The 26,919-nt window shown below is 72.0% G+C and carries 24 protein-coding genes; 16 read left to right on the top strand and 8 right to left on the bottom strand.

What is annotated here, in order from left to right:
• Window positions 1-135 precede the first annotated feature (135 nt).
• The 4 genes from ACYVC6_RS01520 (at window position 136) to ACYVC6_RS01505 (ending at window position 5,871) form a co-directional block, all read left to right on the top strand.
• A complete protein-coding gene (locus tag ACYVC6_RS01520; protein ID WP_460710248.1) occupies window positions 136-519 on the top strand; it encodes a hypothetical protein in 384 nt (127 codons plus the stop codon).
• Entirely contained in the window at window positions 512-1,756 is a 1,245-nt protein-coding gene (locus tag ACYVC6_RS01515) for an acyl-CoA dehydrogenase family protein (RefSeq protein WP_460710246.1), read from the top strand. The genes ACYVC6_RS01520 and ACYVC6_RS01515 overlap by 8 nt, the downstream gene beginning before the upstream one ends.
• Window positions 1,757-1,828: 72 nt before the next feature.
• Window positions 1,829-4,597 (top strand): AAA family ATPase, encoded by a 2,769-nt coding sequence (locus tag ACYVC6_RS01510; RefSeq protein ID WP_460713284.1) that lies wholly within the window; start codon window positions 1,829-1,831, stop codon window positions 4,595-4,597.
• Window positions 4,598-4,644: 47 nt separating this feature from the next.
• Window positions 4,645-5,871 carry a CE1 family esterase gene (locus ACYVC6_RS01505; RefSeq protein ID WP_460710244.1) on the top strand — a complete coding sequence of 409 codons (1,227 nt, stop codon included), beginning with the start codon at window positions 4,645-4,647 and terminating at the stop codon, window positions 5,869-5,871.
• A gap of 9 nt (window positions 5,872-5,880) precedes the next feature.
• Here the strand turns inward: ACYVC6_RS01505 and ACYVC6_RS01500 are convergent, their stop codons facing one another.
• The 3 genes from ACYVC6_RS01500 to ACYVC6_RS01490 are packed head-to-tail and all read right to left on the bottom strand — an operon-like array spanning window position 5,881 to window position 8,612.
• Complete coding sequence (locus ACYVC6_RS01500) at window positions 5,881-6,660, bottom strand: alpha/beta hydrolase (protein ID WP_460710242.1); 780 nt, start codon at window positions 6,658-6,660, stop codon at window positions 5,881-5,883.
• Window positions 6,661-6,680: 20 nt separating this feature from the next.
• On the bottom strand, window positions 6,681-7,646 hold the full coding sequence (locus ACYVC6_RS01495; RefSeq protein ID WP_460710239.1) for an LLM class flavin-dependent oxidoreductase: 966 nt from the start codon (window positions 7,644-7,646) through the stop codon (window positions 6,681-6,683).
• A 48-nt stretch (window positions 7,647-7,694) separates the two neighbouring features.
• On the bottom strand, window positions 7,695-8,612 hold the full coding sequence (locus tag ACYVC6_RS01490; RefSeq protein ID WP_460710237.1) for a GNAT family N-acetyltransferase: 918 nt from the start codon (window positions 8,610-8,612) through the stop codon (window positions 7,695-7,697).
• Window positions 8,613-8,754: 142 nt separating this feature from the next.
• Here ACYVC6_RS01490 and ACYVC6_RS01485 point away from each other — a divergent pair, with 142 nt between their 5' ends.
• The 4 genes from ACYVC6_RS01485 to ACYVC6_RS01470 are packed head-to-tail and all read left to right on the top strand — an operon-like array spanning window position 8,755 to window position 12,981.
• On the top strand, window positions 8,755-9,102 hold the full coding sequence (locus ACYVC6_RS01485; protein ID WP_460710234.1) for a response regulator: 348 nt from the start codon (window positions 8,755-8,757) through the stop codon (window positions 9,100-9,102).
• Window positions 9,099-10,949, top strand: a complete 1,851-nt coding sequence (locus tag ACYVC6_RS01480) for a sensor histidine kinase (RefSeq protein ID WP_460710232.1) — start codon at window positions 9,099-9,101, stop codon at window positions 10,947-10,949. Before ACYVC6_RS01485 ends, ACYVC6_RS01480 begins: the two co-directional genes overlap by 4 nt.
• Window positions 10,936-12,570, top strand: a complete 1,635-nt coding sequence (locus ACYVC6_RS01475; RefSeq protein WP_460710230.1) for a sensor histidine kinase — start codon at window positions 10,936-10,938, stop codon at window positions 12,568-12,570. The genes ACYVC6_RS01480 and ACYVC6_RS01475 overlap by 14 nt, the downstream gene beginning before the upstream one ends.
• A 9-nt stretch (window positions 12,571-12,579) precedes the next feature.
• Window positions 12,580-12,981 (top strand): response regulator transcription factor, encoded by a 402-nt coding sequence (locus ACYVC6_RS01470; protein ID WP_460710228.1) that lies wholly within the window; start codon window positions 12,580-12,582, stop codon window positions 12,979-12,981.
• Window positions 12,982-13,007: 26 nt separating this feature from the next.
• Here the strand turns inward: ACYVC6_RS01470 and ACYVC6_RS01465 are convergent, their stop codons facing one another.
• Window positions 13,008-13,580 carry a YceI family protein gene (locus ACYVC6_RS01465; RefSeq protein ID WP_460710226.1) on the bottom strand — a complete coding sequence of 191 codons (573 nt, stop codon included), beginning with the start codon at window positions 13,578-13,580 and terminating at the stop codon, window positions 13,008-13,010.
• A gap of 168 nt (window positions 13,581-13,748) precedes the next feature.
• Window positions 13,749-13,883: a hypothetical protein gene (locus tag ACYVC6_RS01460; protein WP_460710224.1), complete on the bottom strand. Its 135-nt coding sequence runs from the start codon at window positions 13,881-13,883 to the stop codon at window positions 13,749-13,751.
• A 143-nt stretch (window positions 13,884-14,026) separates the two neighbouring features.
• Here ACYVC6_RS01460 and ACYVC6_RS01455 point away from each other — a divergent pair, with 143 nt between their 5' ends.
• The 3 genes from ACYVC6_RS01455 (at window position 14,027) to ACYVC6_RS01445 (ending at window position 17,989) form a co-directional block, all read left to right on the top strand.
• Window positions 14,027-14,290: a hypothetical protein gene (locus tag ACYVC6_RS01455; RefSeq protein ID WP_460710222.1), complete on the top strand. Its 264-nt coding sequence runs from the start codon at window positions 14,027-14,029 to the stop codon at window positions 14,288-14,290.
• Window positions 14,291-14,349: 59 nt separating this feature from the next.
• Window positions 14,350-16,179, top strand: coding sequence for a glutamine--fructose-6-phosphate transaminase (isomerizing) (gene glmS / locus ACYVC6_RS01450; protein WP_460710220.1), 1,830 nt, complete (start codon window positions 14,350-14,352; stop codon window positions 16,177-16,179).
• Window positions 16,180-16,267: 88 nt separating this feature from the next.
• Entirely contained in the window at window positions 16,268-17,989 is a 1,722-nt protein-coding gene (locus ACYVC6_RS01445) for a DEAD/DEAH box helicase (protein WP_460710218.1), read from the top strand.
• Window positions 17,990-17,993: 4 nt separating this feature from the next.
• Here the strand turns inward: ACYVC6_RS01445 and ACYVC6_RS01440 are convergent, their stop codons facing one another.
• Window positions 17,994-18,902, bottom strand: a complete 909-nt coding sequence (locus tag ACYVC6_RS01440) for an NAD(P)/FAD-dependent oxidoreductase (protein WP_460710216.1) — start codon at window positions 18,900-18,902, stop codon at window positions 17,994-17,996.
• A 28-nt stretch (window positions 18,903-18,930) separates the two neighbouring features.
• On the opposite strand from ACYVC6_RS01440, the gene ACYVC6_RS01435 reads away from it, so the two are divergent.
• From ACYVC6_RS01435 to ACYVC6_RS01425, 3 genes are all read left to right on the top strand, one after another.
• Window positions 18,931-19,365 (top strand): helix-turn-helix domain-containing protein, encoded by a 435-nt coding sequence (locus tag ACYVC6_RS01435; RefSeq protein ID WP_460710214.1) that lies wholly within the window; start codon window positions 18,931-18,933, stop codon window positions 19,363-19,365.
• Window positions 19,366-19,384: 19 nt separating this feature from the next.
• Window positions 19,385-21,292, top strand: coding sequence for a penicillin-binding transpeptidase domain-containing protein (locus ACYVC6_RS01430; RefSeq protein WP_460710212.1), 1,908 nt, complete (start codon window positions 19,385-19,387; stop codon window positions 21,290-21,292).
• Window positions 21,293-21,448: 156 nt separating this feature from the next.
• Window positions 21,449-22,903 carry an NAD-dependent succinate-semialdehyde dehydrogenase gene (locus ACYVC6_RS01425; protein ID WP_460710210.1) on the top strand — a complete coding sequence of 485 codons (1,455 nt, stop codon included), beginning with the start codon at window positions 21,449-21,451 and terminating at the stop codon, window positions 22,901-22,903.
• 24 nt (window positions 22,904-22,927) lie between these two features.
• Here ACYVC6_RS01425 and ACYVC6_RS01420 read toward each other — a convergent pair whose 3' ends face one another.
• Complete coding sequence (locus tag ACYVC6_RS01420) at window positions 22,928-23,326, bottom strand: hypothetical protein (RefSeq protein WP_460710208.1); 399 nt, start codon at window positions 23,324-23,326, stop codon at window positions 22,928-22,930.
• Between the two features lie 63 nt (window positions 23,327-23,389).
• On the opposite strand from ACYVC6_RS01420, the gene ACYVC6_RS01415 reads away from it, so the two are divergent.
• Both ACYVC6_RS01415 and ACYVC6_RS01410 read left to right on the top strand, forming a co-directional pair.
• Window positions 23,390-24,382 carry a DUF2332 domain-containing protein gene (locus ACYVC6_RS01415; protein WP_460710206.1) on the top strand — a complete coding sequence of 331 codons (993 nt, stop codon included), beginning with the start codon at window positions 23,390-23,392 and terminating at the stop codon, window positions 24,380-24,382.
• 123 nt (window positions 24,383-24,505) lie between these two features.
• Window positions 24,506-25,837, top strand: coding sequence for an MFS transporter (locus ACYVC6_RS01410; RefSeq protein WP_460710204.1), 1,332 nt, complete (start codon window positions 24,506-24,508; stop codon window positions 25,835-25,837).
• Window positions 25,838-25,901: 64 nt separating this feature from the next.
• Here ACYVC6_RS01410 and ACYVC6_RS01405 read toward each other — a convergent pair whose 3' ends face one another.
• A complete protein-coding gene (locus ACYVC6_RS01405) occupies window positions 25,902-26,912 on the bottom strand; it encodes a LuxR C-terminal-related transcriptional regulator (protein ID WP_460710202.1) in 1,011 nt (336 codons plus the stop codon).
• Window positions 26,913-26,919 lie beyond the last annotated feature (7 nt).

Here is a 26,919-nt window from a genome sequence, read left to right as displayed (position 1 = left end):
TCGGGCTGCTCCCGAGCACCGCTCCATCCCACCGGCGCGCCGGGTCGCGGCTCATCGCGCGACCCGGCCATCCTCGCCATGGCCGGATCCGGCCATCGAGCGACGTCGCAGCCCTGAGCGGCTAGATTCGTCCGCATGTGGCGGACTCCCGCGGGCGTGGTCGGCGCCCTGCTGCTCGTCGCGCCTGCGGGCTCGACGGCCTCCGCGGCGGGGGTCGCGGATCCGCCCCGCTACAAGACGTACGTCGTGTGCAGCGCCAAGAAGTCGGCGCCCCCGGCCACCACGTGCGGTGTCGCCAAGCCCAAGACCGCGATCTTCCTCAGCAAGGACCAGGCGGCGACCTACAAGGTGTGCGTGAAGTTCCCCAGCAAGGAGAAGCTCTGCGCGAGCCACCAGCCGGCGAAGAAGGGTGTGAAGTCCGGCGTCTCGATCACCAGCAACAAGATCGGCAAGCACAAGGTGACCTGGTTCGTCGGCGGGGAGAAGGTCGGCACCTACTTCTTCACCGTTCATGACTGAGCCGCTGAAGCCCGACTTCGAGCTCGGGCCCGACCACCTCGAGCTGCGCTCGTGGGTGCACGACTTCGCCGCCGAGGTCGTCCGGCCGGCGGCCGCGGAGTGGGACGAGCGCGAGGAGTTCCCGTGGCCGGTGGTCGAGGAGGCCGCCAAGGTCGGCCTCTACTCGGTCGACTTCATCGCCACCCAGGCCTTCGACCCGACCGGACTCGGGTTCCCCATCACCATGGAGGAGCTCTTCTGGGGTGACGCGGGGATCGGGCTGTCCATCGTCGGCACGTCGCTCGCCGCGGCCGGCGTCCGTGCCAATGGGACCGACGAGCAGGTCGGGGAGTGGGTGCCGGCCATGTTCGGCACCCCTGGCGACCTCAAGCTCGGGGCGTTCTGCTCCTCCGAGCCGGACGCCGGCAGCGACGTCGGCGCGATGCGCACCCGGGCGCGCTATGACGAGGCCACCGACGAGTGGGTGCTCAACGGCACCAAGACCTGGGCCACCAACGGCGGCATCGCCGACGTCCACGTGGTCACCGCCGTCGTCGACCCGGACCTGCGCACCCGCGGTCAGGCCAGCTTCGTCGTCCCGCCCGGCACCCGGGGGCTCAGCCAGGGGCAGAAGTTCCACAAGCACGGCATCCGCGCGTCACACACCGCCGAGGTCGTCCTCGAGGACGTGCGGATCCCCGGCCGGTGCCTGCTCGGCGGCAAGGACAAGCTCGACGCCCGGCTGGCCCGGGCACGGGAGGGCGCAGCGGCACCAAAGAGGTCGGGGGAGATCCGCAGCAACGCCTCGATGGCGACGTTCGAGCGGACCCGCCCGGCGGTGGGCGCCCAGGCCGTTGGCATCGCCAGGGCGGCCTACGAGGTGGCGCTGGACTATGCGAAGACGCGGGAGCAGTTCGGCAAGGCCATCATCGAGAACCAGGGCATCGCGTTCATGCTCGCCGACATGAAGGTGGCCATCGACGCCAGCCGGCTGCTCGTCTGGCGGGCCGCGCAGATGGCCCGCCAGGGCCGGCCGTTCGAGGCCGCCGAGGGCTCGATGTCCAAGCTGTTCGCCGGCGAGACGGCGGTCAAGGTCACCGGCCAGGCGATGCAGATCCTGGGAGGCAACGGCTTCACCCGGGAGTACCCGGTCGAGCGGATGGCGCGCGACGCCAAGATCTACACCATCTTCGAGGGAACCTCGGAGATCCAGCGGCTGGTCATCGCCCGGGCGATCAGCGGAGCCCCCATTCGCTGAGACTCGGCAGCGCCGGACGTCGCGTCCAACAGCCCGACTCGGCTCGGCGACCAGCGCTAGCCTGCCCGGGTGATGGTCGGCCGGGCAGCGGTGATCTCCGAGCTCGAGGAGCGACTGCGGTCCCGACAGCCCGCCCGCGGAGGCGTCGTCAGCCTGGCCGGGCCGGCCGGGATCGGCAAGACGGTGGTGGCCGACGAGCTCGTCTCACGCTGGCCCGGCACCACCCTGCGGGGGATCGGCGTCCAGACGGCCGCTGTTCTTCCCCACGCGACGCTCGGCCAGCTGCTCGAACCGCTGCACGCGCATATCGACACGCTGCCTACGCGTCAGGCGACGGCACTGAGCGGCGCCCTGGCGCTGGGACCCGCCGTCCGGGGGGACCCGTTGGCGGTGGCCGTGGCCGCCCTCGGTCTGATCCGCGCCGAGGCGCAGGAGCGGCCGGTGTTGCTGGTGGTCGACGACGTGCCGTGGGTGGACGCGCCGTCGCTGGACTGCCTGGCCTTCCTCGCCAAGCGGGTGTGGGAGCTCGATGTCGGACTGCTCCTCGTTCGCCGGGTGGACGACCGGGTGCCGGAGTGGGTGCTCGGGGTCGACACGGTCGAGCTCGGCCCGCTCCCACCGCAGTCCGCCCACGACGTCGTCGTCGACCGGTCCCCCGACACCGCCGTTCAGGTGCGCCAGCTGGTGGTCGAGGAGGCGGCTGGCAACCCCCTGGCGCTCGTGGACCTGCTCGAGTCGATGACTGCCGAGCAGCGCCGCGGCACCGCGCCGGTGGCGACACCGCTACGGGCGTCCGGACGCCTGCACCTGGCTTTCGACGAGCGGCTGCGCCGGCTGCCCGCGCAGGAGGCGCGGGCACTTCTGGTCTGCGCCGCCGCCCACACCGCGCGGGCCAGCACGCTGACTGCGGCCCTGAGAGGGCTGGGCATCCCTGCCGAAACGCTGGTCGGGCTGGCCGACCGGGGCATGATCGCCCTGGCCGAGGGCGAGGTGATCTTGGCCCACCCGCTCCTGCGTGGCGCCTGCTACCACCGGGCCGACGGCTCGCAGCGCCGTGAGGCGCATCTCGCCCTCGCGCGGGTGGTCGGCGAGGACGAGAAGCCCTGGCATCTGGCGGCCGCGGCGGTCGGGCTGGATGAGTCGGCGGCCGAGGCGCTGGTGGGGCTGGCGACGAGGGCCGCCGAGCGGCGCGCCTACGACACGGCCGTGCGCGCGCTGCGGCGTGCCTGCGACCTCATCGCCGACGACCGGCAGGCCGCCGACTGGCTGCTGTGGGCCGCCAGCCTCGCGTTGACGGGCAACGCGGGTCTCGACCAGGTGACCGCGCTGGTGGAGGCCGGGAGATGCCGGGCGGCCGCGGACTCGCCGACCCAGCTCAGACTCCGGTACGTCCTGGGCTTGGCGCGTCACCGTGCCTCCACGGATCTCCTCGCCGTCGAGCGCGAGATGGCCGAGTCCGCCACCCGCACGACCGATGTCGACCACGACCTGTCCGCGTCGATGTTGGCGCTGGCCTCCTACTGCGCCCTGGTCCGCGGGGACTGCCGCTCGTCCCGTTCGCACGCGGAGGCCGGCGCGGCCAGGTTGGCCGCCGGGAGCGACCCGGACAGCCGAGCCGGGGTGCTGGCCACGCTGGCGGCCGGGCTGGCCTATCGCGGGGACCCCGAGGGGGCTGCCGATGCGCTGGACCGGCTCCAGGCGATCGCCGCAGAGGTGTCACCCGGTGGGCAGGCCCTCGCCCTGCCCCTGGCCCTGCAGACGACGGTCGGGCTGGGGCGGTACGCCGAGGCGCAGAGCGTGTGCACCCTCTTCATCGACGACCTGCGGGACCGCGGCGACCTGACGGCGCTGCCGTTCCTGCTTGCCACCGCGTCCGACGCCGCCTACCGGCGCGGCGGCTGGGCGTCCGCGGACCCGCTCGCCGAGGAGGCGAGGGCCCTGGCGGTGGAGACCCACCAGACCTCCGTCGTGTGCATGGCCAGCGTGGTGCTCGCCCGGCTGCGCGCCGCCTGCGGTCGGCGGGCCGAGGCCGTCGCGCTGCTGGACGAGGTGGCCACCTTCGCGGGAGACCGTGACATGGGCGCCCTGCTCGGCTATGAGCGGGCCACGCGACTCTTCCTGGCGCTGGGGGACGGCGACGTGGAGCGGGCGAGTGGGCTGGTGCCCGGTCTGGACGAGCTCGACGAGCAGCTGGGCATCCTGGAGCCGACGATGATCCCGTGGCGTGTCGACGCGGTGGAGGCGCTGGCCAGGGGCGGCCGACGCGACGAGGCGCGACGGCAGCTGCGGATCCTCAGCGACCGCGCGGACCTCTACCGGTCCGCCCTGGCGCTGGCGTGGGTCGCGAGGGGCAAGATCCTGCTCGAGGACGATCCGGACGCGGCCTTCACCGCCGCGCTCGAGCACCACGGCCCGGATGGCTCACCCTTCGAGCGCGCGCGCACGTTGCTGGTGCACGGTGAACGACTGCGGCGCGACCAGCGCCCCCGGGAGGCCCGGCGCTGGCTCCGGGAGGCGCTGGAGCACTTCGAGGGGCTGGGCGCCGAGCCGTGGGCGTCCCGCGCGGCGGCGGAGCTGGCGGCCGTCGGTGGCCGGCGCCGACGGGCGTCCACCGGGCCCGAACCGCTCACCGACCGGGAGCACCGCATCGCCGAGTTGGTCGCCCGTGGCTTCACCAACCGTGAGATCGCCGCAGCGCTCTTCGTGTCGGCCAAGACGGTCGAGTTCCACCTCGGCAAGATCTTCCGGAAGACCGGCGCGAACAAGCGCGCCGAGCTCGCGGCTGCCTATGCGGTCGGAACGCTCAGCGGCGCCGAAGCAGCCAAGCAGGCCACTGATTAGGGATTTCCCTGATGCTGGTGGGCGCGGGTCCCCCTACGGTGCCAGCCATGACCGCATCCTCAGCACGTCGTCCACGCCGCCGCTCGGGGCTGCTCGTCGCACTCGGTTGCTCGCTCGCCCTACTGCTGGTCGGCCCACACGGGTCCACGAACGCCGCCGTGCCCTCCGCGCCCGTCACGCCCGTCACGCCCGGAGACACCGCGAGCAGCGGGCACCGGGAGGCGGTGCCACTGGGCCAGCGAAAGCTGAGCCGCAAGGACTGGAACCGGATCTGCGTCAACACGGTGGACCACCGCATCGGACGGCCCTACCGCGCGAGCACCTCCAAGGCGAACTGTCGGCTGGTGACCCCGGCCGGGTCACCCGCCCAACGCCGGTTCGTCGTCGCCGTTCCGCCGGGGGCGCTGCGGCGCGACGACAAGATCCCCGTCGTCGTCTTCTTCCACGGGACCTCAGGGACCGGCGAGCAGTACTGGAATGTCAGCCGGTTCCGGGAGCTGGCCAAGGTCAAGAGGTTCATCGCGGTCTTCCCCTCGGCGCTGGCCTACCGTCTCACTCCGGCCGAGGGCGGAGGCATGCCGACGAAGTGGGTCGACTATGGCCAGCCGTGCCGGGTCGTGGATCCCTCGGCGCTGGCCGACGACGTGGCGTTCGTGGACGCGATCCTCCGTGACCTGAGGCGGCAGCTTCCCATCGACCGGCGCCGGGTGTTCGCCGCCGGCTTCTCCAACGGCGGCCAGTTCGTGGCGCGCCTGGCGGCGGAGCGCTCCCGTGTCTTCGCCGCTGCGGGTGACTGGGCCGGAAGCATGAGCGAGTGCGCCCTGTCTCCCGTGGACACGGCCGCCAGGCCGGTGCCCCTCCTCGTCGGCGTCGGTTCGGTCGACGACCGGTACGCCGTAGGCATCCCCGAGATCCCCGAGGACGCCGCGACCGTGTACTCCGCTGCGGGACCCCAGCTCGACGCCTTCGCGACCTCACAGCAGTTGCAGGACAGCGCCTGGCGCGAGGACGACCTGGCCAACGTCGCCACGGTCGGCCCGCCGATCGGGGTCGCCCAACCCGCCACGTGGGCCCCGGTGATGACCTGGGACACCCCCGTCCCGGGGAACACTCGTGGCAACGCCTTCCACTTCGTGGTGCTCCGGGGGCTCGGCCACAAGTTCCCGAACGCGTGGCCGGGCGCAGGGGGAGGGATCAACAGAAGATCGCAAGGCGTCACGGCGGCCCGGATGTTCGTCGACTTCTTCGAGCGTGCCACGTCTCCGTTCCGGTGAGCGGCGAGATCAGCGAGGCACCCATTCGCTGATGGCGGTCGCCACCTCGGGCCAGCACGGCTCGAGCATCAGGTCGTGTGCGCCGTCGAACATCACCGCGGTGGTGCCGTACGCCTTCGCGGTGGCGTGCACCTCCGGCGGGGGGAAGATCGTGTCCAGCTTGCCACCGAGCACGAGCACGTCGGTGGCCACGCGCTTGGGCCGGGGCAGGTCGAGCAGCAGCATGTCGAGGAACGCGAGATAGGACTCGTCCTGGAGCCTCGCGGTGTAGCCGAGGGCGGTCACGTCGTCGAGACCGTCGCTGAAGAACAGCGCCCGGGCGTCGTCGGGGTCGGCCACCAACGGGTAGAGCGACCAGGTGGCGTTCATCCTCAGGAAGGTGAGCGGGTGCTGGCGCAGCACCCTGAGCGTGACGCCGACCACGCCGCGCGGCGGGCCGGAGGCGAGGAGCACGGCACCGGGGGCCGGGTGCTTCTCGAGGTACTTCTGGACGACCATGCCGCCCATCGAGTGCCCGACCACGACCGGTGGGGTGTCGAAGGTGGCGGCGACCTCCGCCACGTCGGCGACATAGTGCCGCAGCCGACGGGTGCGGAACCGTCCCCGGGCCGGTGAGGAGCCGTGCCCGCGGAGGTCGAGCGCCGCGACCCGGAACCCCTGCTGGGCGAAGTGGTCGAGGAAGTGCTCCTCCCAGCACCACGCGCCGTGCCAGGCCCCGTGCACGAAGAGCAGCGGCGTCGGGTGCGGGGTGCCATGCGGCTCGCGGCGGACGACGTGGAGTTCGGTCATGGATGCCATTGTCGGCGGGACTAGCCCCGAACAGCCGGGATGACCGTCTCGCAGATGAGCCGCAGGCTCTCCCACGACGGCTCGGCCGGGAGACCACCGCAGGCCGGATGGCTGGTCACCAGCCGGATCTCGCCGGCCCGGCACCGCTCGATCAGGTCATCGGCCGTGTGCACTACGTAGACCCCGGCGGTCTGCATCTCCTCGACGGAGCCCGAGTCGTCGCGGACGTACGACGCGGTGTCGGCGGACCGCCAGGCCGCATAGCCCTGCGCGTCGGCCAGCAGGTGGTGGCCGTGCTCGGCCCAGAACCGGTCGGGGTCCGCGGCGCAGAACACGTTGGCCGGGCCTGAGGGGGCCAGCAGCGTGTAGCCGGGCTCGCGACCGTGGGCGCGGCACTCGTCCTCGTAGACCGCCTTGAGCTCGGGACCGCCGATCTGCGGCTGGAAGTTGAGGCCCAGCCGGGCGGCCCGCCTGGCGGCCGCCACCGAGCCACCGCCGTAGAAGAGCACCGGGTGCGGCCGGGAGTAGGGGCCCGGCGTCACCGCGCCGGTCTCCCAGGCCTCGAGCATCCGGCGGATCCGAGCTTCGACGTCCGCGCCGCGGGTCGCCCACGCGACGCCGAACAGGTCGTACTCCTCACGCCGGTAGCCGAGGCCGAGCGTGTAGTTGACCCGCCCGCCCGACAGGTGGTCGAGCACCGCGATCTCTTCCGCCAGCCGGATCGGGTCGTAGAGGTTGACGAGCAGCGCGGCGACCGAGATCGGGATCGTCGAGGTGACGGCGGCGAAGGCCGCGGCCATCGGGATCGGGCTGGGCAGGTAGCCGTCGGGGGAGGCGTGGTGCTCGGAGAGCATCAGCGCCTGCTGGCCGTGCGCCTCGGCGTACGCCGCCTGCTCTAGCGCCCGGTCGAACAGCTCGCGCCGTTGCTCCGGCGAGGCCCCGGGCGCCCGGAAGTCGTAGCGGACGACGAAGCTGGTGCGGGCCATCGCCGCACACTAGAACACGTTCTAGAGCAGGGCCAGGGTCGTGACGCTCTAGAGGTCCTTGGCTCGGTTGACCCAGACCGAGGTGACCGACATCCCGACCTTCTCGTAGAGGGCCAGCGCTCCGGTGCGGGAGTCGGTGGACAGCTCCGACCGGACCGCCCCGTGCTCGCGGCCCACTCGGAACGAGTCGACGAGCAGGGCCTGGGCGAGCCCACGGTGACGGTGTTCGCGGTGGGTGGCGAGCCGGTCGATGTAGGCGCCGAGACGCCCGGGCTCGCCGCTGACGTGGATGTTGGACGTCGCCACGACGGCGCCGGCGGGGTCGGTCGCGACCCGGATGTTCCACGGCTGGAACCCCGGCCGGCCGGGCACCGCGGCCTGCCAGTCCTCGAAGGACTGCCGCTTGCGCTCCGACCACTCGAGGAACGCGTCCTCGGTCACGGTCCACACCGCCTCGTAGTCGTCGGGCGTGGCCTCGCGGACGGCGTAGCCCGACGGCAGATCGCGCTCGGCGATGGTCGCGCCGTCGAGCAGCTCGAGCACCCAGCTGGTCCAGCGGACCCGGTAGCCGAGCTTCTCGAGCAGTTGGTCCGCGGCCTTGCCCTGCGGGACCGGGGCACCCACCACGCGCATGCCCTGCCCGCGGGCGCAGTCCTGCATCCAGCCCGCCAGGGCCGTCCCGATGCCCTGGCGCCGATGGTCGGGATGCACGGCGGCGTCGCCACGGTCGTGGTCGACCATGGCGAAGCCGACGAGCTGCTCGCCGCGCCACACCCCGATGCTCTGGGTCTCGAGATCGAACGACGGGCGCTGCCATTCGGCGACGTAGTCGGCCTCCTCGATCAGCACCTCGCCTATGTCGTGGAGCTCCTCGGCCGCGACCAGCGCAGTGACGGTCTGGGCATCCGCCATCTCGATCGGGCGGGCGGCGTAGCCCTGCGGGAGCGTGGGGGCCGGCGACGACATGAGGCCCTTCCTACCCAACAGCTGCCGGTCGGCGCCTCCGGTTTTCGGTCGCCCGATGAGTGATTCAGCCCGCCGATAGTGGGCTACGGTGCCAGAATCTGAGCACTTCGTCTCGGGGGAGTCGCGGGGGGGACGAGGGCGCATGGCTGTAGTGGTGGTCGCCGACAACGACCCGGATGCGCTGGAGCTTGCCCTGACCGACCTGCGCCTCGAGGGTCACCAGGTGCACGGCGCCCTGGACGCCGCGCAGGCCGAGGGGCTCGTCGAGGACCTCGGCCCAGACGTCGTCGTGCTCGACCACCGGATGCCCCCCGGCGAGACCGGGCTGACCCTTGCCGAACGGCTGGTGGTCGAGCACCCCGACGTCCGGGTGGTCATCTACAGCAACTACCAGAGCCCCGAGCTCAGCGCCCGGGCGGCGGCCATCAAGGTGCCCTTCCTGGCCAAGGGCAACCTGCGAGCCCTGCGCGCAGCCGTGGTGGGCACGTGACGCCGGGGGCCGGCCGGTGGGGCCTCTACTGGCGGGCGGGCGTAGTGCTGGTGTTCGCCGTCGGCGTGTCCATCGGCGTCCTGGTCGAGGCGCGCGACCACGTCGACATCCAGGACCAGCGGGACGCGCGCCAGGTGGCGGCGAGAGCCGTTCTCCCGGTGGCGGCGGCCCTCGACGACCAACTGCAGAGCGCGCTCGGCGCGGGGGGCGCTGGAGTGAGGCAGGTCGGCGTGGAGGACCCGGAGGGGCCCGGGGACTCAGCGGCGGCCCTGGCCCGTGACACCGGCCGGCCCGTGCTCGACGACGCGCACGGCGGGGTCGTGGTCACGGCCCGCTACGACCCGCCCGCGCCCACGACGGTGGCGGAGCGTCGGGCGACGCTGGTCGGCTTCACCCTGACCCCCCTCGTGCTGGGGACCACGCTCGACTCCCTCCAGGGTGACGTCGGGTCGCTCGCGGTCACCGGCCCGACCAGCCAGGTGGCACTCTCGGGGACGAGACCGGACGACGGAGCAGCGTTCCGTGTCGAGCTGGGCGAGGACGCCCCTGGGTGGACGCTGGAGGCCGTCGTGCCGCGCAGCCCCTTGCCGCCCGCAGCCTGGTTCTGGGCGTTCTTCATCCTGCTCGGGGGGCTGGTCGTGCCCGCCACGATGGTGCGCCAGGCGCGGCGCGCCCAGGCGGAGCAGGAGGACGCGCAGCGACGGCATCGTTCCGAGGCGACCCTCGCCGAGCTGGCCAGCGTGTCCCAGCACAGCCTGGACCTGGCCGAGGTGCTCCCCGCCAGCTGCGCCGTCCTGGAGTCCCCGCTGGACCTGGAGGGGGTCACCCTCCTCAGCAGCAACGGCCGGCCGACCTTCGCGTGGCGAGACGCGCCGACCGCCGACGAGCCGTGCCGTCCGCTCGAGGCGCCCGCGCCCGCCGGCTGCTGCCTGCACGTCCCACTGTCCCGCGGCGGACGGTCGCTCGGCGCGCTCCGGGTGCGCCCGCGCCGGGACCTCGACGAGCTGGACCTGCGCACGCTCACCGGAGCCGCGGAGACGCTCTCCTCGGCGATCGCCAACGCCGAGGCCTACGCGCACCAGCGGGACATGATCACCCGGATGCGCGGGCTCGACGACCTCAAGACCGTGTTCGTGGCCACCGCGTCCCATGAGCTGCGTACGCCCGTCGCCGCGGTGATCGGCTACGCGAACATGCTCGTCGACAACTGGGACGAGCTCGACTCCGAGACCGGGCTGCTCTATGCCCAGCGCGTCGACACCAACGCGAGACGACTCGCGGACCTGGTCGAGCACCTGCTCGACTTCTCCCGGCTCGAGCAGGGCGGCACCTACAACGGCGAGAAGGTCGAGATCGACCTCGGGCAGGAGGTGTCCACCCTGGTCGAGGGCCTGCGTGAGCTCATCGAGGACCACGACCTGGAGGTCCAGGCGGACTCCGGCCTGTCCGTGGTGGGCTCCAGGCTCGCGGTCGAGAGGGTGCTCACCAACCTGGTCGGCAATGCGGCCAAGTACTCCCCCGCCGGAAGCAGCATCCGGATCAGGGTCGCGGGCGACCACGAGACGGTCGACCTCATCGTCGACGACGAGGGCCCCGGTGTCCCGGAGCAGGAGCGTGAGCAGGTCTTCAGCCGATTCTTCCGGGGCAGGGGCGACGCGGTCATCCGCACCCGCGGCGCAGGGCTCGGCCTCTCGATCGTCACCGAGTTCGCCGCGTCCATGGGTGGCGAGGTCTCGACCCACGTCGCGCCCAGCGGCGGCGCGCGTTTTCGGGTGACCTACCCGCGGCACCACCCGGCAACTGTTCCCCTCGTCTCGGACCTAGGAGACCCCGATGACCCTGCGTGAACGGCTGCTTCCTGCCGTGGCGGCCCTGACGGTGCTGGGCGTGGGCCTGGCCGTGATCCTGATGCTCCGAAGCGCCACCAACGACGGAGTCGAGGCCCTGGAGGAGGCGCAGGTCTCGCGGGTCTCGACCACGGCCCGCAGCTTCAACGCCCGGGTCGAGTCCAGCCTGGGCAGTCTCGCCGGCATCGGGGCCCGGCCCTGGGAGCTCACCCCGGGCAGCACGGCCGACCAGTCGGTGCTCGAGACCTTCGCGCTCGACCCCAGCGCCCGGTCCGGCATGTTCCTCGTCGACGCCCAGGACGAGATCACGTCCGGCACGCTCCTCCCCGAGGGGGCGCTCGGGTCCACCTACGACGCGCCGGGGTGGGCCGAGGCCAAGACCCTGCTCGCCAGCCAGGCGGGCGCGGTCCTTCCGGTGACCCCCGAGGGCGTGACCACCGACCTCCCGAGCTATGCGTTCGCGATCGCGATCCCGGGCACCACGCCGGGCACCCTGCGGGGCGCGCTGATCTTCGAGGCCGCGCTCACCGAGGACTCGGCGTTCAACCAGGAGATCCAGGCGCTCGCGGCCTCGGACGACGACTCCGCGACCTGGCGGTTCCTGGACAGCAACGGGGTCGTCGTCGCGACGAGCTCGTCCAGCGGGCTGGGGGAGCCCGTGACCGATCTCGACCCGGGGGACCTCGACGAGGGGCTGTCGGACGTCTCGGGCTCGCTGGTCGTCGTGGCCGACGTACCCATCGTCGGCTGGCGCGTCGTCTTCACCCAGGACCGCGAGGAGTTCGAGGCACCTCTGGCCGGCCCGTTGAGGCTCGCTGGGACGGTGCTGGTCCTGCTCATGCTCGTCGTCGGGCTCGTGCTGGTGACCATCCTGGTGCGCCGCCTCCGGCAGGCCCAGGAGGAGGAGCGCCGGCTGCGCGAGCTGGCCCGCGCCCAGGAGGAGTTCATCTCCGTGGTGTCCCACGAGCTCCGCACGCCGGTCGCCGGCGTGCTGGGCTTCCTCCAGACCACCCTGGACCACTGGGAGCAGATGAGCGAGGAGGAACACCTGACCGCGGTCCGCCGGGCGTTCGTCAACGCACGCCGGCTCCAGGCGATGACCCGCGACGTGCTCGACACCGAGAGCATCGAGACCGGCCTGTTCGGCTACACGATGACCGACGTCGACCTCGGCGCCGAGGTCAGCACGGCGGTCGAGGGCTTCCTCGGCGGCCCCGTCGACCAGCTCTACGTCGACGTGCCCGACGAGCCGGTCGTCGTTCACGGCGACCCCGACCGGCTGCAGCAGGTGATGGCCAACCTTCTGGACAACGCCCGGAAGAACGCGCCGCCGGACACGATGATCCGGGTGGCGCTGGAGCGGGTCGACGGCAAGGCCCGGATCGTCGTCCAGGACCAGGGTGGGTCCGTCGACCCGGACCAGATCGAGCGGATCTTCGAGAAGTTCGTCCGGGGGCGCGACGGCAGCGTGACGGGCACCGGTCTCGGTCTCTACATCTCCAGGCGGATCGTCGAGGAGCACGGAGGGCGCGTCTGGGCGGAGAGCGCCCCTGGCGAGCACACCCGGTTCATCGTCGAGCTGCCGTGCCGGGACGCCGCACCGACAGGAGTGTCCGGCTAGTCTTCACGGGTGCGACCCACGGTGGCGATGGCCCGGCCCGTCTCGGTGCTCATCGTCGACGACGAGGAGATGATCCGCGAGCTTGCCCGCATGGTGCTGGAGCGGGCAGGCGCCACGGTCCTCGACGAGGCCGAGAACGGCGTCGTCGCTCTGGAGCGCTATCGCTCCCGCACTCCCCCGACCGCCCCGAAGGTCGTCCTCCTCGACAACCGGATGCCCGGGCTGACCGGGCTCGAGGTGGCCGCCGAGATGCTCGGAGACCACCCCACACAGATCGTGGTCCTCTTCTCCGCGCATCTCGACGACGCAACCGTGTCGACTGCCGAGGGCCTGGGTGTCGCGGCCTGCGTCTCCAAGAACGACGTCACCAAGCTCCCGGGCATCCTCGACGACATCCTCGCCGCCTCCTGACGGCGGTCCGGCGTCGCGCCGGCGGCTCAGGCGTTGCGGATGGCGCTGATGTCGAACTCGAGCTTGACCTTCTCAGAGACCAGCACGCCGCCGGTCTCGAGCGCGGCGTTCCAGGAGAGGCCCCAGTCCTTGCGGTTGACGGTCACGTCGCCCTCGAACCCGACGCGGACGTTGCCGAAGGGGTCCTGAGCGGATCCGGTCTGCTCGAAGACGATGGTGACCGGCTTGGCGGTGCCCTTGATGGTCAGGTCGCCGGTGATCGACCACTCGTCGCCGTCACGCTCGACCGACGTCGAGACGAAGGTGAGCTCGGGGTAGGTCTCGGCGTCGAAGAAGTCGGGCGAGACCAGGTGGCCGTCGCGGTCCTTGCTGCCGGTGGTGACCGAGCCGGCGCCGATGGTCACGGTGACCGAGGACCTGCTCGGGTCGGCGGTGTCGATGTGGGCCGTGCCGGAGTAGTCGGCGAACTCGCCGCGGACCTTGGTGACCATCGCGTGCCGGGCGACGAAGCCGAGGCGGCTGTGCGAGGGGTCGATGGTGTAGTCGCCGCTGATGTCGTCGAGGGCGGTGGTCGGGGCGTCGAAGGTGCTGCTGGTCATGTCGTGTCCTCCTGCTGGTGGTAGTGAAGAGTCGTTCACTCTTCAACCACCCCTAACGGACCACGGTCCGTTTCCATTCCCGGCGCTGCCGAGAAACTTCGGGAGACGTGACGAGAGCCCCGCCGACAGTCGGCGAGGCTCTGGGTCGTGGTGACGCGTTCGGGCAGGTCAGGCGGCCTGGGTCGGGGCCGCGGGCGCCTCGGTGGCCGGGGTTGCCTGGGTCGCCCAGACCGCTTCCAGACGGGTGCGCCCGGACGCGTCGGCCACCGGGAGCCAGCGCATGCTCAGCTGGGTCGACGTCATCTGGACACCTTTCGTTCATGTTCTGTTCATCTAGGCTACCCCACGACATCGTCGGTCCACTCTGTGGGGTCCAGAACCCACAGTCCTGCCCGAATTCGGGCAGGAACTTGCTCTTCTGGCCGCGATCCCCTTCTCTAGTTGTCGTGCGCGGTGAACCAGACCTGGTCGGCCACCTGGTCGCGACCACCGGACTCTCGGAGTCCGAGGCCGCTCGGGTGGTGGAGGACGTGGTCGCCTACCTCTCCGAGCCGGTGGAGGACTACGTGCGTCGGCGGCACTCCGAGCTGAAGACCTACGGCGCCAAGAACTCCCAGATCTTCGAGCAGATCGCCGGTGAGCTGGCGGGGCGCGTGGTCGCGCCTCCCGAGCTCACCGAGCGGCAGCTGCGCCGAATCGTCTACGGCTGACACCACCCCGGCATCACCACACCCGGAACCCCCAACAACTCAGGACAGAGGACAGGACCATGTGCGGAATCGTCGGCTACATCGGAGGCCAGCAGGCAGCCCCGCTGCTCCTCGAGGGTCTCGGGCGACTGGAGCATCGCGGCTACGACTCGGCCGGCCTGGCCGTCCTCAGCCCGGGCAAGGGTCTGAAGGTCGTGAAGAAGGCCGGCCGGGTGCGTGACCTCGAGGCCGAGCTCCCCAAACGGTTCGGTGGCAGGCTCGGCGTCGGCCACACCCGCTGGGCCACGCACGGGCCCGCCAACGACGTCAACGCCCACCCGCACGTCGACGCCAAGGGCAGTGTCGCGGTGGTCCACAACGGGATCATCGACAACGCCTCGGCACTGCGGGCCGAGCTCATCGAGAGGGGCGTCGACCTCGCCTCCGACACCGACACCGAGGTGGTCGCCCACCTGGTCGCCCTCTCCGACGCCGACACCCTCGAGGGCAGGGTCAGCGAGGCGCTCGGGCGGATCGAGGGCACCTACGGCCTGGCGGTGCTGCACGCGGACTTCCCGGACCGGATCGTGGTCGCGCGCAACGGCAGCCCGCTGATCATCGGCGTGGGCGACAAGGAGATGCACGTCGCCTCGGACCTCGCCGCGCTGGTCCGCTACACCACGACGGTCGTCCACCTGGGTGACGGCGAGATGGCCACGCTGACGGCCACCGGCTACACGACCTACCGGGAGGACCTCAGCGCCACCGACCGCCGGGCCAAGAAGCTCGACATCGACCCGGCGTCGTACGACGCAGGAGAACACGCGTCCTTCATGCGCAAGGAGATGCTCGAGCAGCCCGAGGCCGTCGAGCGCACCATCCGCGGCCGGCTCGACGAGCGGTTCGGGACTTCCCACCTCGGCGGGCTGGAGATGGACGCCCGCGACCTGCGCGCGGTCAAGCGGGTCAAGATCCTCGGCTGCGGCTCGGCCTACTACGTCGGCCAGATGGGCGCGATGCTCGTCGAGGAGCTGGCCCGGGTGCCTGCCGACGCCGAGGCGGCCAGCGAGTTCCGCTACCGCAACCCGATCATCGAGCCGGACACCCTCTACGTCGCGGTGAGCCAGTCCGGGGAGACCGTCGACACGCTGCTGGCGGTCCAGGAGATCCGGCGCAAGGGCGGCCGCTGCATCGGCCTGGTCAACGTCGTGGGCAGCGCGATCGCCCGTGAGTGCGACGGCGGCATCTACCTGCACGCCGGCCCCGAGGTCGCGGTTGCCTCAACCAAGGCGCTCACCACCATGTACGTCGGGTTCGCGCTGCTCGCCCTGCAGCTCGGCCGGGTCCGCGACCTCTCGATCGCCGACGGCAAGCGGCTCGTCGCCGGGCTCCAGCGGCTGCCCGGTGACCTTGAGAAGGTGCTGGCCCTCGAGCCCGACCTCGTCGCGGTGGCCGAGCGGCTCGCCCAGGCGCAGAGCCTGTTCTTCGTCGGCCGGGTGCGCGGATACCCGGTCGCCCGGGAGGGTGCCCAGAAGTTCAAGGAGGTCACCTACCGGCACGCGGAGGCCTACCAGACCTCCGAGCTCAAGCACGGCCCGCTCGCGCTGATCGAGGAGTCCGTCCCGACGGTGGCGATCGTGCCCCACGACGAGCTGGCCGACCGCAACGTCGGCGCGCTCCACGAGATCTCCGCCCGGGGTGGCCCGCTGGTCGTCATCACCCACGCCGGCGTCGACCTCGGCGACGTCGAGGACCGGGTGCTGCGCATCGACGTACCGCACAACGAGCGCGAGCTGGACCCCATCCTGCTCACCGTGCCGCTCCAGCTGCTCGCCTACCACGCGGCCCTGCACCTCGAGCGCGACATCGACAAGCCGCGCAACCTGGCGAAGTCGGTGACGGTGGAGTAGGTGGCTGCGGTGAAACCGCCCACCCAGTGACCCAGCGCACCGCGACCGGGAATCGGGGCGCAATGGACAGCGGCCCTACCGTGGAGAGGTGAGCACCGTGGAGTCCTTCGCCGACCTCGGCCTCGCCGACGGCGTCCTGGCGGCCGTGCGCGAGGTCGGCTACGAGACGCCGTCGCCGATCCAGGCCGCCACGATCCCGCCGATGCTCGAGGGCCGCGACGTGGTCGGGCTCGCGCAGACCGGCACCGGCAAGACCGCGGCGTTCGCGCTGCCGATCCTCTCCCGCCTCGACCTCTCGCAGAAGAACCCCCAGGCCCTGGTGCTCGCCCCGACCCGTGAGCTCGCGCTGCAGGTGTGCGAGGCCTTCGAGCGCTACGCCGCCAAAGTGCCTGGCGTGAAGGTGCTCCCTGTCTACGGCGGCCAGGGCTACGGCGTGCAGCTGAGCGCCCTGCGGCGCGGCGTCCACGTGATCGTCGGGACCCCGGGCCGGATCATGGACCACCTCGAGCGCGGCACCCTCGACCTCACCGAGCTCCGGTTCCTGGTGCTCGACGAGGCCGACGAGATGCTCAACATGGGCTTCGCCGAGGACGTCGAGACGATCCTCGCCGACACCCCCGAGGACAAGCAGGTCGCACTGTTCTCGGCGACCATGCCGGCCCAGATCCGCCGGCTGTCGACCAAGTACCTCCACGACCCGGTGGAGATCACGGTCAAGAACACCGCGACCACGACGCCGAGCATCACCCAGCGCTACCTGACCGTGTCCTACCCGCAGAAGGTCGACGCGCTCACCCGGATCCTCGAGGTCGAGAACTTCGAGGGGATGATCGTCTTCGTCCGGACCAAGAACGAGACCGAGACGCTCGCCGAGAAGCTGCGGGCGCGGGGCTACTCCGCAACCGCGATCAACGGCGACATCGCTCAGAACGTCCGCGAACGGACCGTCAACCAGCTCAAGAAGGGCGAGCTCGACGTCCTCGTGGCCACCGACGTGGCCGCCCGCGGCCTCGACGTCGAGCGGATCAGCCACGTCGTCAACTACGACATCCCCACCGACACGGAGTCCTACGTGCACCGGATCGGCCGCACGGGCCGGGCCGGGCGCAAGGGCGACGCCATCTCGTTCGTCACGCCGCGCGAGCGCTATCTCCTCAAGCACATCGAGAAGGCCACCAAGCAGACGCTGGTGCAGATGTCGCTGCCCAGCGTCGAGGACGTCAACAGCACCCGCCTGGCCCGGTTCGACGACGCGATCTCCTCGGCGCTCGGCGAGACCGAGCGGGTCGACTTCTTCCGCGACGTCGTCGCCCACTACGTCAGCGAGCACAACGTGCCCGAGGTCGACGTCGCCGCGGCCCTGGCCGTGGTGCTCCAGGGCGACCAGCCCCTGCTCCTCGACCCGGAGAAGGAGCGCCCGATCCGGGCACCCCGGGAGGAGCGCGACGACCGCGGCGAGCGGGCCGCCGGCGCCAAGGCCGAGCGACACCGCGCCCGCAGCGACAGCAACCTGGCGACCTACCGGATCAGCGTGGGCAAGCGGCACAAGGTCGAGCCGCGCCAGATCGTCGGCGCGATCGCCAACGAGGGTGGCCTCTCGCGCAAGGACTTCGGCGCGATCTCCATCCGCCCGGACTTCTCACTGGTGGAGCTGCCCGCCGACCTGCCCGCGTCCACCTGGGACGCGCTGCGCAGCACCCGGATCTCCGGCAAGCTGATCGACCTCAAGCGCGACGAGGGCAGGCCCTCGGGGCGGCCGGACCGGGCGGACGCCAAGCCGGCGGGCAAGAAGCCCCGGCACAAGAAGTAGAGCGCTAGAGCAAGTACGCCACCAGCGACGCGGCCGCCACCTGGCCGGACGCGGCGGCCGCCAGCACCGACGACATCGGCATCGGCAGTGCGGCCAGGTGGGCCATGTCGCCGGCGGCATGCACCCCTGGCACGCTCGTCCGCCCCATCACGTCGACCTCGACGCACCCCGAGGGCAGCAGTGCGAGACCGAGCTGCTCGGCGAACGGCGCCGCCTGCGAGATGTCGGTGCGGATGTAGAGCCCAGCCAGCTCCTCGTCCGGCCCCGAGCCGAACCCGACCCGGACGCCGGCCGGGCTCCGGCAGACCCCGGTCACCGGCTCGGTCCGCACCGTGACACCGTCCGGGAGCTCCACGTCGAGCGGCGCCCCGTCGGTGAGCACGGTGATCCGCGAGACGACCGGACCGAGGACGCCGGGCAGGTGTCCGGCTGCGGTGGTGCCGAGGATGCCGACGTGCCGGCCGGCGAACTCGTGGCCGTGGCAGAACGGGCAGTGGACGACGTCGTCGCCGAACAGCTCGGCGAGGCCGGGCTTGTCGGGCAGGGTGTCGCGGACACCGGTGGCCAGCACCAGCCCGCGGGCGGAGACGCTCTCGCCGCCGACGTCGGCGACGAAGCCGTCACCGTCCGGTCCGCGTCGCACCGCTCGCGCCGCCTCCTCGCGGACGTCCACGGTGTCGTACGCCGCGAGCTCCTTGCGGGCCGCTGCCCGGAAGTCCGCGGGCGGGGTGCCGTCGTGGGTCACGACGTTGTGCATGTGGGCCGCCGGGTCGTTGCGGTAGCGCCCGGAGTCCACCATCAGCACCCGGCGGTGGACGCGGGCCAGGGTCAGGGTCGCCTGGAGTCCTGCCGGGCCGCCGCCGATGACGATCGCGTCGAAGTCCGTGTGGTTGGAAGCGTTGGAAGTTGCCATGCACAGAAGGATCTGACTTCATGTCGACATGAAGTCAAGCCGTGATGACATCGACTGGTCGATCGGCGAGGTCGCCCGCCGGTTCGACCTCGAGACCCACGTCCTGCGGCACTGGGAGGACGTCGGGCTGCTGCAGCCCGAGCGCGACGGCGCGGGTCGTCGCCGCTACGCCAGGGCCGACGTCGTCCGGCTCGCCGTGATCATCCGCAGCAAGCACGCGGGCATGAGCCTGGAACAGATCGGGGTGCTCCTCGACTCCGAGGCCCCGGACCGACACCGGATCCTCCAGGACCACATCGCCGACCTGGACCGGCGGATGGCGGACATGCAGCGCGCCCGGGAGATGGCGGTGCACGCCTACGAGTGCCGGGCCCACGACGTCGCCACGTGCCCGCGGTTCCGCGAGCACGTGGAAGACCTGGTCTCGGGAGCGGTCGGGTCCTTCCCGTTGCCGTTCGGGTGACCTATCTAGGCTGGCCCGCATGCGTGCTCGGCTCTCGGTCCTGGTCGTGCTCGGACTCCTGGCCGCGTGCACGGGTGACGACGGCGGGGGTCCCGATCCTGACGAGGGGCCGTCGCCGGAGGCAGCCGCCGAGGCATTGGCCGCGGGTCTCCAGTCCGGTGACCTGATCCGGGTCGCCTTCGACGCGGAGACCGCTCAGGGCGCCCAGGCGGCGTACGACGAGGTCGTCGCCGGCATGGGTGAGCGCACCCGGACGGTCACCGTGGTCGACGTCGCCGAGACCGACGGTGCCGGGGAAGCCGACGCCGCGGCCGAGGCGACCTTGCGCTGGTCGTGGGACCTCGGGGGCGACGAGCCGTGGACCTACGAGGTCACCGCGCCGCTGACGGAGGGGAGCGCGGAGTGGCAGGCCACCTGGTCGGCCGCGCTGGTCGGACCGGATCTCGAGCCGGGTGACGTCCTCGACCTCACCACCCTCACCCCCGACCGTGGCGACATCCTCGGGGCCCGCGGACTGGCCCTGGTGACCGAGCGACAGGTCTCCCGGGTCGGGATCGACAAGCCGAGCGTGGAGGCTTCGCTGGCGGGCGCGTCGGCCCGGGCGCTGGCCAAGCTCGTCGGCATCGACCCGAAGGACTACGCCAAGCGGGTCGAGGCCGCCGGTCCGCAGGCGTTCGTCGAGGCGATCGTCTACCGGCAGGAGGAGGTCGACCCCGGACTGGTGGCTGCCGTCGAGGGCATCGCCGGCGCCCGGATGATCGCCGGCTCCCTGCCGCTCGCCCCGACCCGTGAGTTCGCGGCGCCGCTGCTCGGCCGGGTCGGCGAGGTGACCGCCGAGATGATCGAGGAACACCCCGACACGTACCAGGCCGGCGACATCGCGGGGATCTCGGGCCTCCAGGCGCGCTACGACGACTCGCTGCGCGGCACCCCCGGCCTCAAGGTCGACGCCGTCGACGACCAGGGCGCCCGCTACGAGCTCTTCCGGACCGAGCCGACCCCGGGCCAGCCGCTCCAGCTCAGCCTCGACCTCGACCTCCAGGTGGAGGCCGAGCTGTTGCTCGCCGACGTCGTGCCCGCGAGCGCGCTGGTGGCGCTGCGGCCGAGCACCGGTGAGATCCTGGCCGCGGCCAACGGCCCGGGCACGGGCGGACTCAACCTCGCGACGTTCGGCCAGTTCGCCCCCGGCTCGACGTTCAAGTCCGTCAGCACGCTCGCGCTGCTCCGGTCGGGGCTGACACCGGACTCGGTGGTCCCGTGCACGTCACGCGTGGTCGTCGACGGCAAGACGTTCACCAACTACGACGACTACCCGGCGGGAGCGCTGGGCGACATCCCGCTGCGGGCGGCGCTGGCCAACTCGTGCAACACCGCGTTCATCTCGCAGGCCTCCAGGCTCGAGGGCACCGAGCTGTTCGACGCCGGCGTCTCGCTCGGGATCGGCCTTGACCACGACCTCGGGTTCCCGGCCTACTTCGGCAACGTCGTGCCGTCCACCTCCAAGACCGAGTCGGCGGCGCAGCTCATCGGCCAGGGCACGATCCTGGCCTCGCCGATGGTGATGGCGGCGGTCATCGGGTCGGCGCAGTCCGGACAGCTGGTGATCCCCCGGCTCGTCGAGGGCGTCGACGTCTCCGCACCGGAGGGCGCGAAGCCGCTCGAGGCGGGCGAGGCCGAGGCCCTTCGCTCGATGCTGCGCTCGGTCGTCACCGACGGCAGCGGCCGCGGGCTGGCCGACGTCCCCGGCCCGCCGGTCATCGCCAAGACGGGGACGGCGGAGTTCGGCTCGGGCGACGACCTGCAGACCCACGCGTGGATGATCGCCGCCCAGGGCGACCTCGCGGTGGCGGTGTTCGTGCAGGTCGGCTCCTCCGGCTCCGGCACCGCCGGGCCGATCATCGAGGGCTTCCTGCGGGCTGCGCGCTAGGCGGGGCACCTGCCGGGAAGGAGCGGACCCCCCGCTGCATGGGGTCAACGAGGGGCCCTTGCCGATTTCGCAGTGCTCCCTCCGAAGTCGACGCGCCAAGCGTACGACCGCGGCTGACGACTGTCATGTTTTCGGCGCTGGTGACAATCTGGCCTCATGACTGGTCTTGACCTCTTGAAGCCCGAGCACCGGGGGCTCTTCATCGGCGGCACCTGGCGCGAAGCGGGCGAGGGCGAGGTCTTCGACGTCCTCGACCCGGCCGACGGCTCGGTGCTCACCCAGGTAGCCGACGGCACGGTCGCCGACGCGGTCGACGCCCTCGACGCCGCCGTCGACGCCCAGCCGGGCTGGGCGGCGACGCCCCCGCGCGAGCGAAGCGAGATCCTGCGGCGCGCGTTCGAGATGGTCAACGCGCGCGCCGACGACCTGGCGCAGCTGATGAGCCTCGAGATGGGCAAGACGGTCAAGGAGGCCAGGGGCGAGGTCGCCTACGGGAACGAGTTCTTCCGGTGGTACGCCGAGGAGGCGGTGCGCATCCACGGCCGCTGGATGCAGGCGCCGGCTGGCGGCAGTCGGCTGCTGACAATCAAGAAGCCGGTCGGGCCCTGCCTGTTCGTCACCCCGTGGAACTTCCCGATCGCGATGGGGACCCGCAAGATCGGCCCGGCGGTCGCCGCCGGCTGCACGATGGTGGTCAAGCCGGCCCAGCAGACGCCGCTGACCATGCTCGCGCTGGCCGCGATCCTCGCCGAGGCCGGGCTGCCCGACGGGGTGCTCAACGTCGTACCGACGACCCGGGCCGCCGAGCTGAGCAAGACGCTGCAGGCTGACGTCCGGTTGCGCAAGGTCAGCTTCACCGGCTCGACGGGCATCGGCCGGGTGATGGTCCGCCAGTCCGCCGACCAGCTCCAGCGGGTCAGCATGGAGCTCGGCGGCAACGCGCCGTTCATCGTGTTCGACGACGCCGATCTCGACGCTGCCGTCGAGGGTGCGATGGTCGCCAAGATGCGCAACATGGGCGAGGCCTGCACGGCCGCCAACCGCTTCCTCGTGCACAGCTCGGTCGCCGACGAGTTCGCCCAGCGGCTGGCCGACCGGATGTCGGCGCTGGTAGTCGGCCGGGGCCAGGACGAGGGTGTCGACGTCGGCCCCCTCATCGACGACAAGGCGGTCGAGTCCGTCTCCCAGCTCGTCACCGACGCGGTCCACGACGGCGCCAAGGTGCTCACCGGCGGCAGCCCCGCCGAGGGGGACGGCTTCTTCTACCCGCCGACGGTGCTGGTCGGCGTACCGCCCGAGGCGGCGATCAACCGCGAGGAGATCTTCGGCCCGGTCGCCCCGGTCACGACCTTCGAGACCGAGGAGGAGGCGATCGAGCGGGCCAACGACACCGAGTACGGCCTGGCGTCCTACGTCTTCACCCGCGACCTCGCCCGGACCGTCCGGGTGGCCGAGGGCCTGGAGTACGGCATGGTCGGCATCAACACCGGCCTGGTCTCCAACGCAGCGGCCCCGTTCGGTGGCGTCAAGGCCAGCGGGTTCGGGCGCGAAGGTGGTTTCGAGGGCATCGAGGAGTACCTCGAGACGACCTACGTCAACCTGCCCGTCTGAGGACCGGCTGAGGCCCGCCGACCCCTACAGGTGGTCCGGCACGATGAGCGCGTCCGGGTCGGCACGCGGGGGCACGTGCGACAGCGTGAGCTGCACCAGCGCCACTCGCGCCTTGAGGAGCACCTTGGCGCGCAGGCCGCGCTCGCTCTCGCCGGCAAGCTCCCGGACCGCCGCACCGACCTCCTCGTCGGTGAAGGTGGGTCGAGTCCCGACCGCCACCTCGACGTCCGGCAGGGCGACCAGCACGCCGAGCACCTGGCCGCCGAGGCCGTCGAGCATCTGGTAGCGCTGGTAGCGGCTCAGTGCCGCCCAGGCGTCGTCCGCCGTCCGGCGCCCTTTGCGGACGTCTTTGTCCTGCGCCGCCAGCACGCTCTTCGCGGCGCCCTCGAGGGCCACGGTGAGCTCCCGCTCGGTGAGACGCATGGCTCCCGCCGCTCCCTCAGAATGACGTCATGTGGAGACGCGAGCCTAACTGCGCCTGCGGTGGTGCCTGACGTGGAGCCGTACGCCGAGGTCTCCGCCCAGTACCTCGAGTTCGCCGCGCACGCCGCTGGCGAGTCAGCATGCTTCGTCGAGTGGAGCCGCGGCGTCGCGGCCGACCCCGAGGTGCTGGCCTGGGTCGACGACCTGTCGGGGCTGAAGAAGCAGCCCAACATCGTCTTCGCCGCGGCCCGGTGGCACGGCGTCCCGGCGCCCGGACCGTACGCCGGCCTGCGCGAGGCCCTGCTCTCGGACGACGGCACGATCCGCGCCACGATCATGGCCCGGTCGACGCAGACCAACGAGGTGGGCCGGCTGGCCACGCTGCTGCCGGCGTTCGCGGCACTGGTCCCTTCGGGCCCGGTCGCGCTGCTCGAGGCCGGCGCCAGCGCGGGGCTCAACCTCTACCCGGACCGATGGGGATATGCCTGGTCCACGCCGGACGGCTCCGTCACGCTGGGTCCCGCACCGCACCTGCCGTGCGTGGTGACGGGTGCGGCGCCGCTGCCGAGCACGCTGCCTGAGGTCGGGTGGCGCGGCGGGGTCGACCTCAACCCCCTGGACGTCACCGACCCCGACGCGATGGCCTGGCTCGACAACCTCGTCTGGCCCGAGGACGACGCCCGCCGCGAGCGGCTGCGGCACGCGGTCGAGGTCGCCCGGGCAGACCCGCCGGCCCTGGTGCGCGGCGACCTGCTCGAACGGCTCCCCGACCTGGTCGCCGAGGCGACGGCGTACGCCCCCGTGGTGGTGTTCCACAGCGCCGTCGCGACCTACCTGACCCGGGAGGACCGGGTGAGGTTCTCGGAGCTCATGCGGGGCCTGGTCGCGGACGGCGCCTGCCACTGGGTGAGCAACGAGGGCGCGAACGTGTTCCCGGAGATCACTGCCACCGCGCCGGACGGCGTGCCGGACGCCCACCACTTCGTCCTCGGTGTCGACGGGCAGATGGTCGCGCGCACCCACGGGCACGGGAAGTACCTGCACTGGCTGGCTTGACCTCACGTGCACGTGAAGTTGTCTGATGGTGCCCGTTCGGATGGCGCCGGGCGCGGCGATGAATCCGGTCGCGGATGTCGGTCCGTCCGTGTTGAGTGGGAGTCGGCAAAGAGGAGGCAGGGCATGAGCGAGACGACCGGCAAACGGCCGTTGCCGCGGGCCCTGACGCCCTTCCGGCACGACGCCTACCGCAAGCTCGCCGTGGCCCTGGTGCTCTCGACCTTCGCGTCCGGGGTCTGGGTGGTCGCGCTGGTCTGGGAGGTCATCCGGATCGGCGGCGACGCCACCCAGCTCTCGGTCGTGTCGACCGCGGGCGCTGTCGGCGTGCTGCTGCCCGCCCTGCTGGGCGGCGTGGTCGCCGACCGGGTCCCGCAGAAGAAGATCCTGCTGGTCGTCGCCGCCGTCGAGCTCTCGGGCATGGCCCTGGTCGCGGGCTTGTCGATCACTGACACGACCCGGCTGTGGCACCTCGCCGCGGTGTCCTTCGTGACCGGCATGGGCTTCGCGTTCTACTGGCCCGCCTACTCCGCGTGGATCCCCGCGCTGGTGCCCGAGTCCGACCTGATGGCGGTCAACGGCTTCGAGGGCATGGTCCGGCCGACCATCGGCCAGGCCATCGGACCTGGCGTCGCCGGGGTGCTCGTCGGCACGATCTCGCCGGGCGCCGCGCTGGCGGTCGCCGCGGCGGTGTCCGGCGCGGGCCTGTTCGCGCTGACGCTCGTCCCGCTGACGCCGGTCCGGCGCGAGGTCGACCCGGACGCCGACCCGGCGACCCGGCAACACCCGGTGCGCACGGCCTTCGCCGACATGCACGAGGGCTTCTCCTACATGGTGCGGACACCCTGGCTCCTGGCGACGCTGCTCTACGCGTCGCTGATGATCCTGGTGATCATGGGACCGCTCGAGGTGCTGATCCCCTTCCTGATCAAGGACCGGCTCGGTGGCGGTCCCGGCGACCACGCCCTGGTGCTGGCCGCGTTCGGGATCGGGGGTGCGGTCGGCTCGATGCTGATGGCCTCACGGCCGATGCCGCGCCGCTACCTCACCGTGATGAACCTGATGTGGGGGCTGGGCGCCCTGCCGTTCGTGGCGATGGGGGTCGCGACCGCGGTGTGGCAGCTGGTGGCGGCGGCGCTGGTGCTCGGCGCGCTGTGGGCCGCACCGATGGTCATCTGGGGGACGCTCCTCCAGCGCCGCGTGCCGCCGCACATGCTCGGCCGGGTGTCGTCCCTCGACTTCTTCGTCTCGATCAGCCTGATGCCGGTCTCGATGGCCCTGGCCGGTCCGGTCTCGGAGCTCATCGGGCTGCGCACGACGTTCCTCATCGCCGGCGTCGTCCCGGGGATCGTGGCCACCGTCGCGATCGTCTGGGCCAGGATGCCCGCCGACGAGATCGCGCATCCGCTCCGGGACGACGACGATGAGGTCCCAGCCTCGGATCACCTGGTCTCGTGACGCTCGCTGCGCGAGCTCCTCGACCACCGTCCGCGGCGCCAGCTCGCTGCGCTCGCCAGGCTTGCTAGGCCACCCGCTCGGGGACGCCGAGCGTCTCCGCGAGCAGGGTCCGCGAGCCGATGCCAAGCTTGCGGTAGACGTGCGAGAGGTGCCACTCCACGGCCTTGACCGTCACCACGAGCTCGTGGGCGATCTGCCGGTTGGTCAGGCCGTCGGCGGCCATCCGGGCCACCCGGCGTTCCGAGGCGGTCAGGGCAGCCATCGCCTCGGTCTCGACCTTGCGCGGCTGCTGACCCAACCGGTCGAGCAGGCGGCGGACCCGGCCCTGCAGCGGCCAGAGCTCCTGGCGTCCGGCGTGCTCCTCCGCGGCGCGCAGCAGGGTCAGGGCGCGCTGCTCGGCGTCGGGCGCATGGGTGAGCAGCAGCAGCCCGGCGAGGTCGGTGTCGATCTGTGCCGCGAGCCGGTCGGCACGGTTGCCGCTCAGGACCCCCCGGGCGCGGAGCAGGTGCTGGATGCGGTCCGGGCCGGTGTCGATGGCGACGGCCGCCAGGGTCCGCAGGGCGGTCGCCATGGCGTACGGCGAGCCCGCGGCCTGCGCGAGGTCGACCTGCTCGCGGGCCAGCGCCGTAGCGGTCCGGGCGTCCCCGCCGCGCAGGTGGGACAGCGCGGCGCCGCAACGCCAGGGGAGCCGGTCCGGCGGTGCATCGGGAGCGATCGCACCGGCTCGGTTGTAGTGGGTCAGGGCCAGCTCGGCGTCACCGAGGGCGGCCGCGATGTCGCCGCGGGCCTGGTGGGCGAGCGCAGAGGCCAGGGCGGCGCCGTCGCCGTCCGCGGCGGCGTCCCCGCTGAGGTAGGGGGTCAGGTCGTCGCCCAGAGCCATCGCCTCGGCGAGCTCGCCACGGGCGAGCCGGCACTCGACCAGGGTGGTCAGCAGGGTCGCGAGCTCGGCGTGACCGAGCGTCTCGCGGTTCTCGATGTGGTCCGAACGGAGCGCCAGGAGGCGGCCCATTCCCTCCTTGAGGTCACCGGCCCGCACCTGGGCGCACGCGTCCGACAGTCGGGCGGTGGGCACCATGTGGCAA

It is taken from the genome of Nocardioides dilutus, assembly GCF_054779555.1.
Note: the sequence above shows the minus strand (reverse complement) of the source record. Positions and strands in the feature narration are given on the sequence as shown.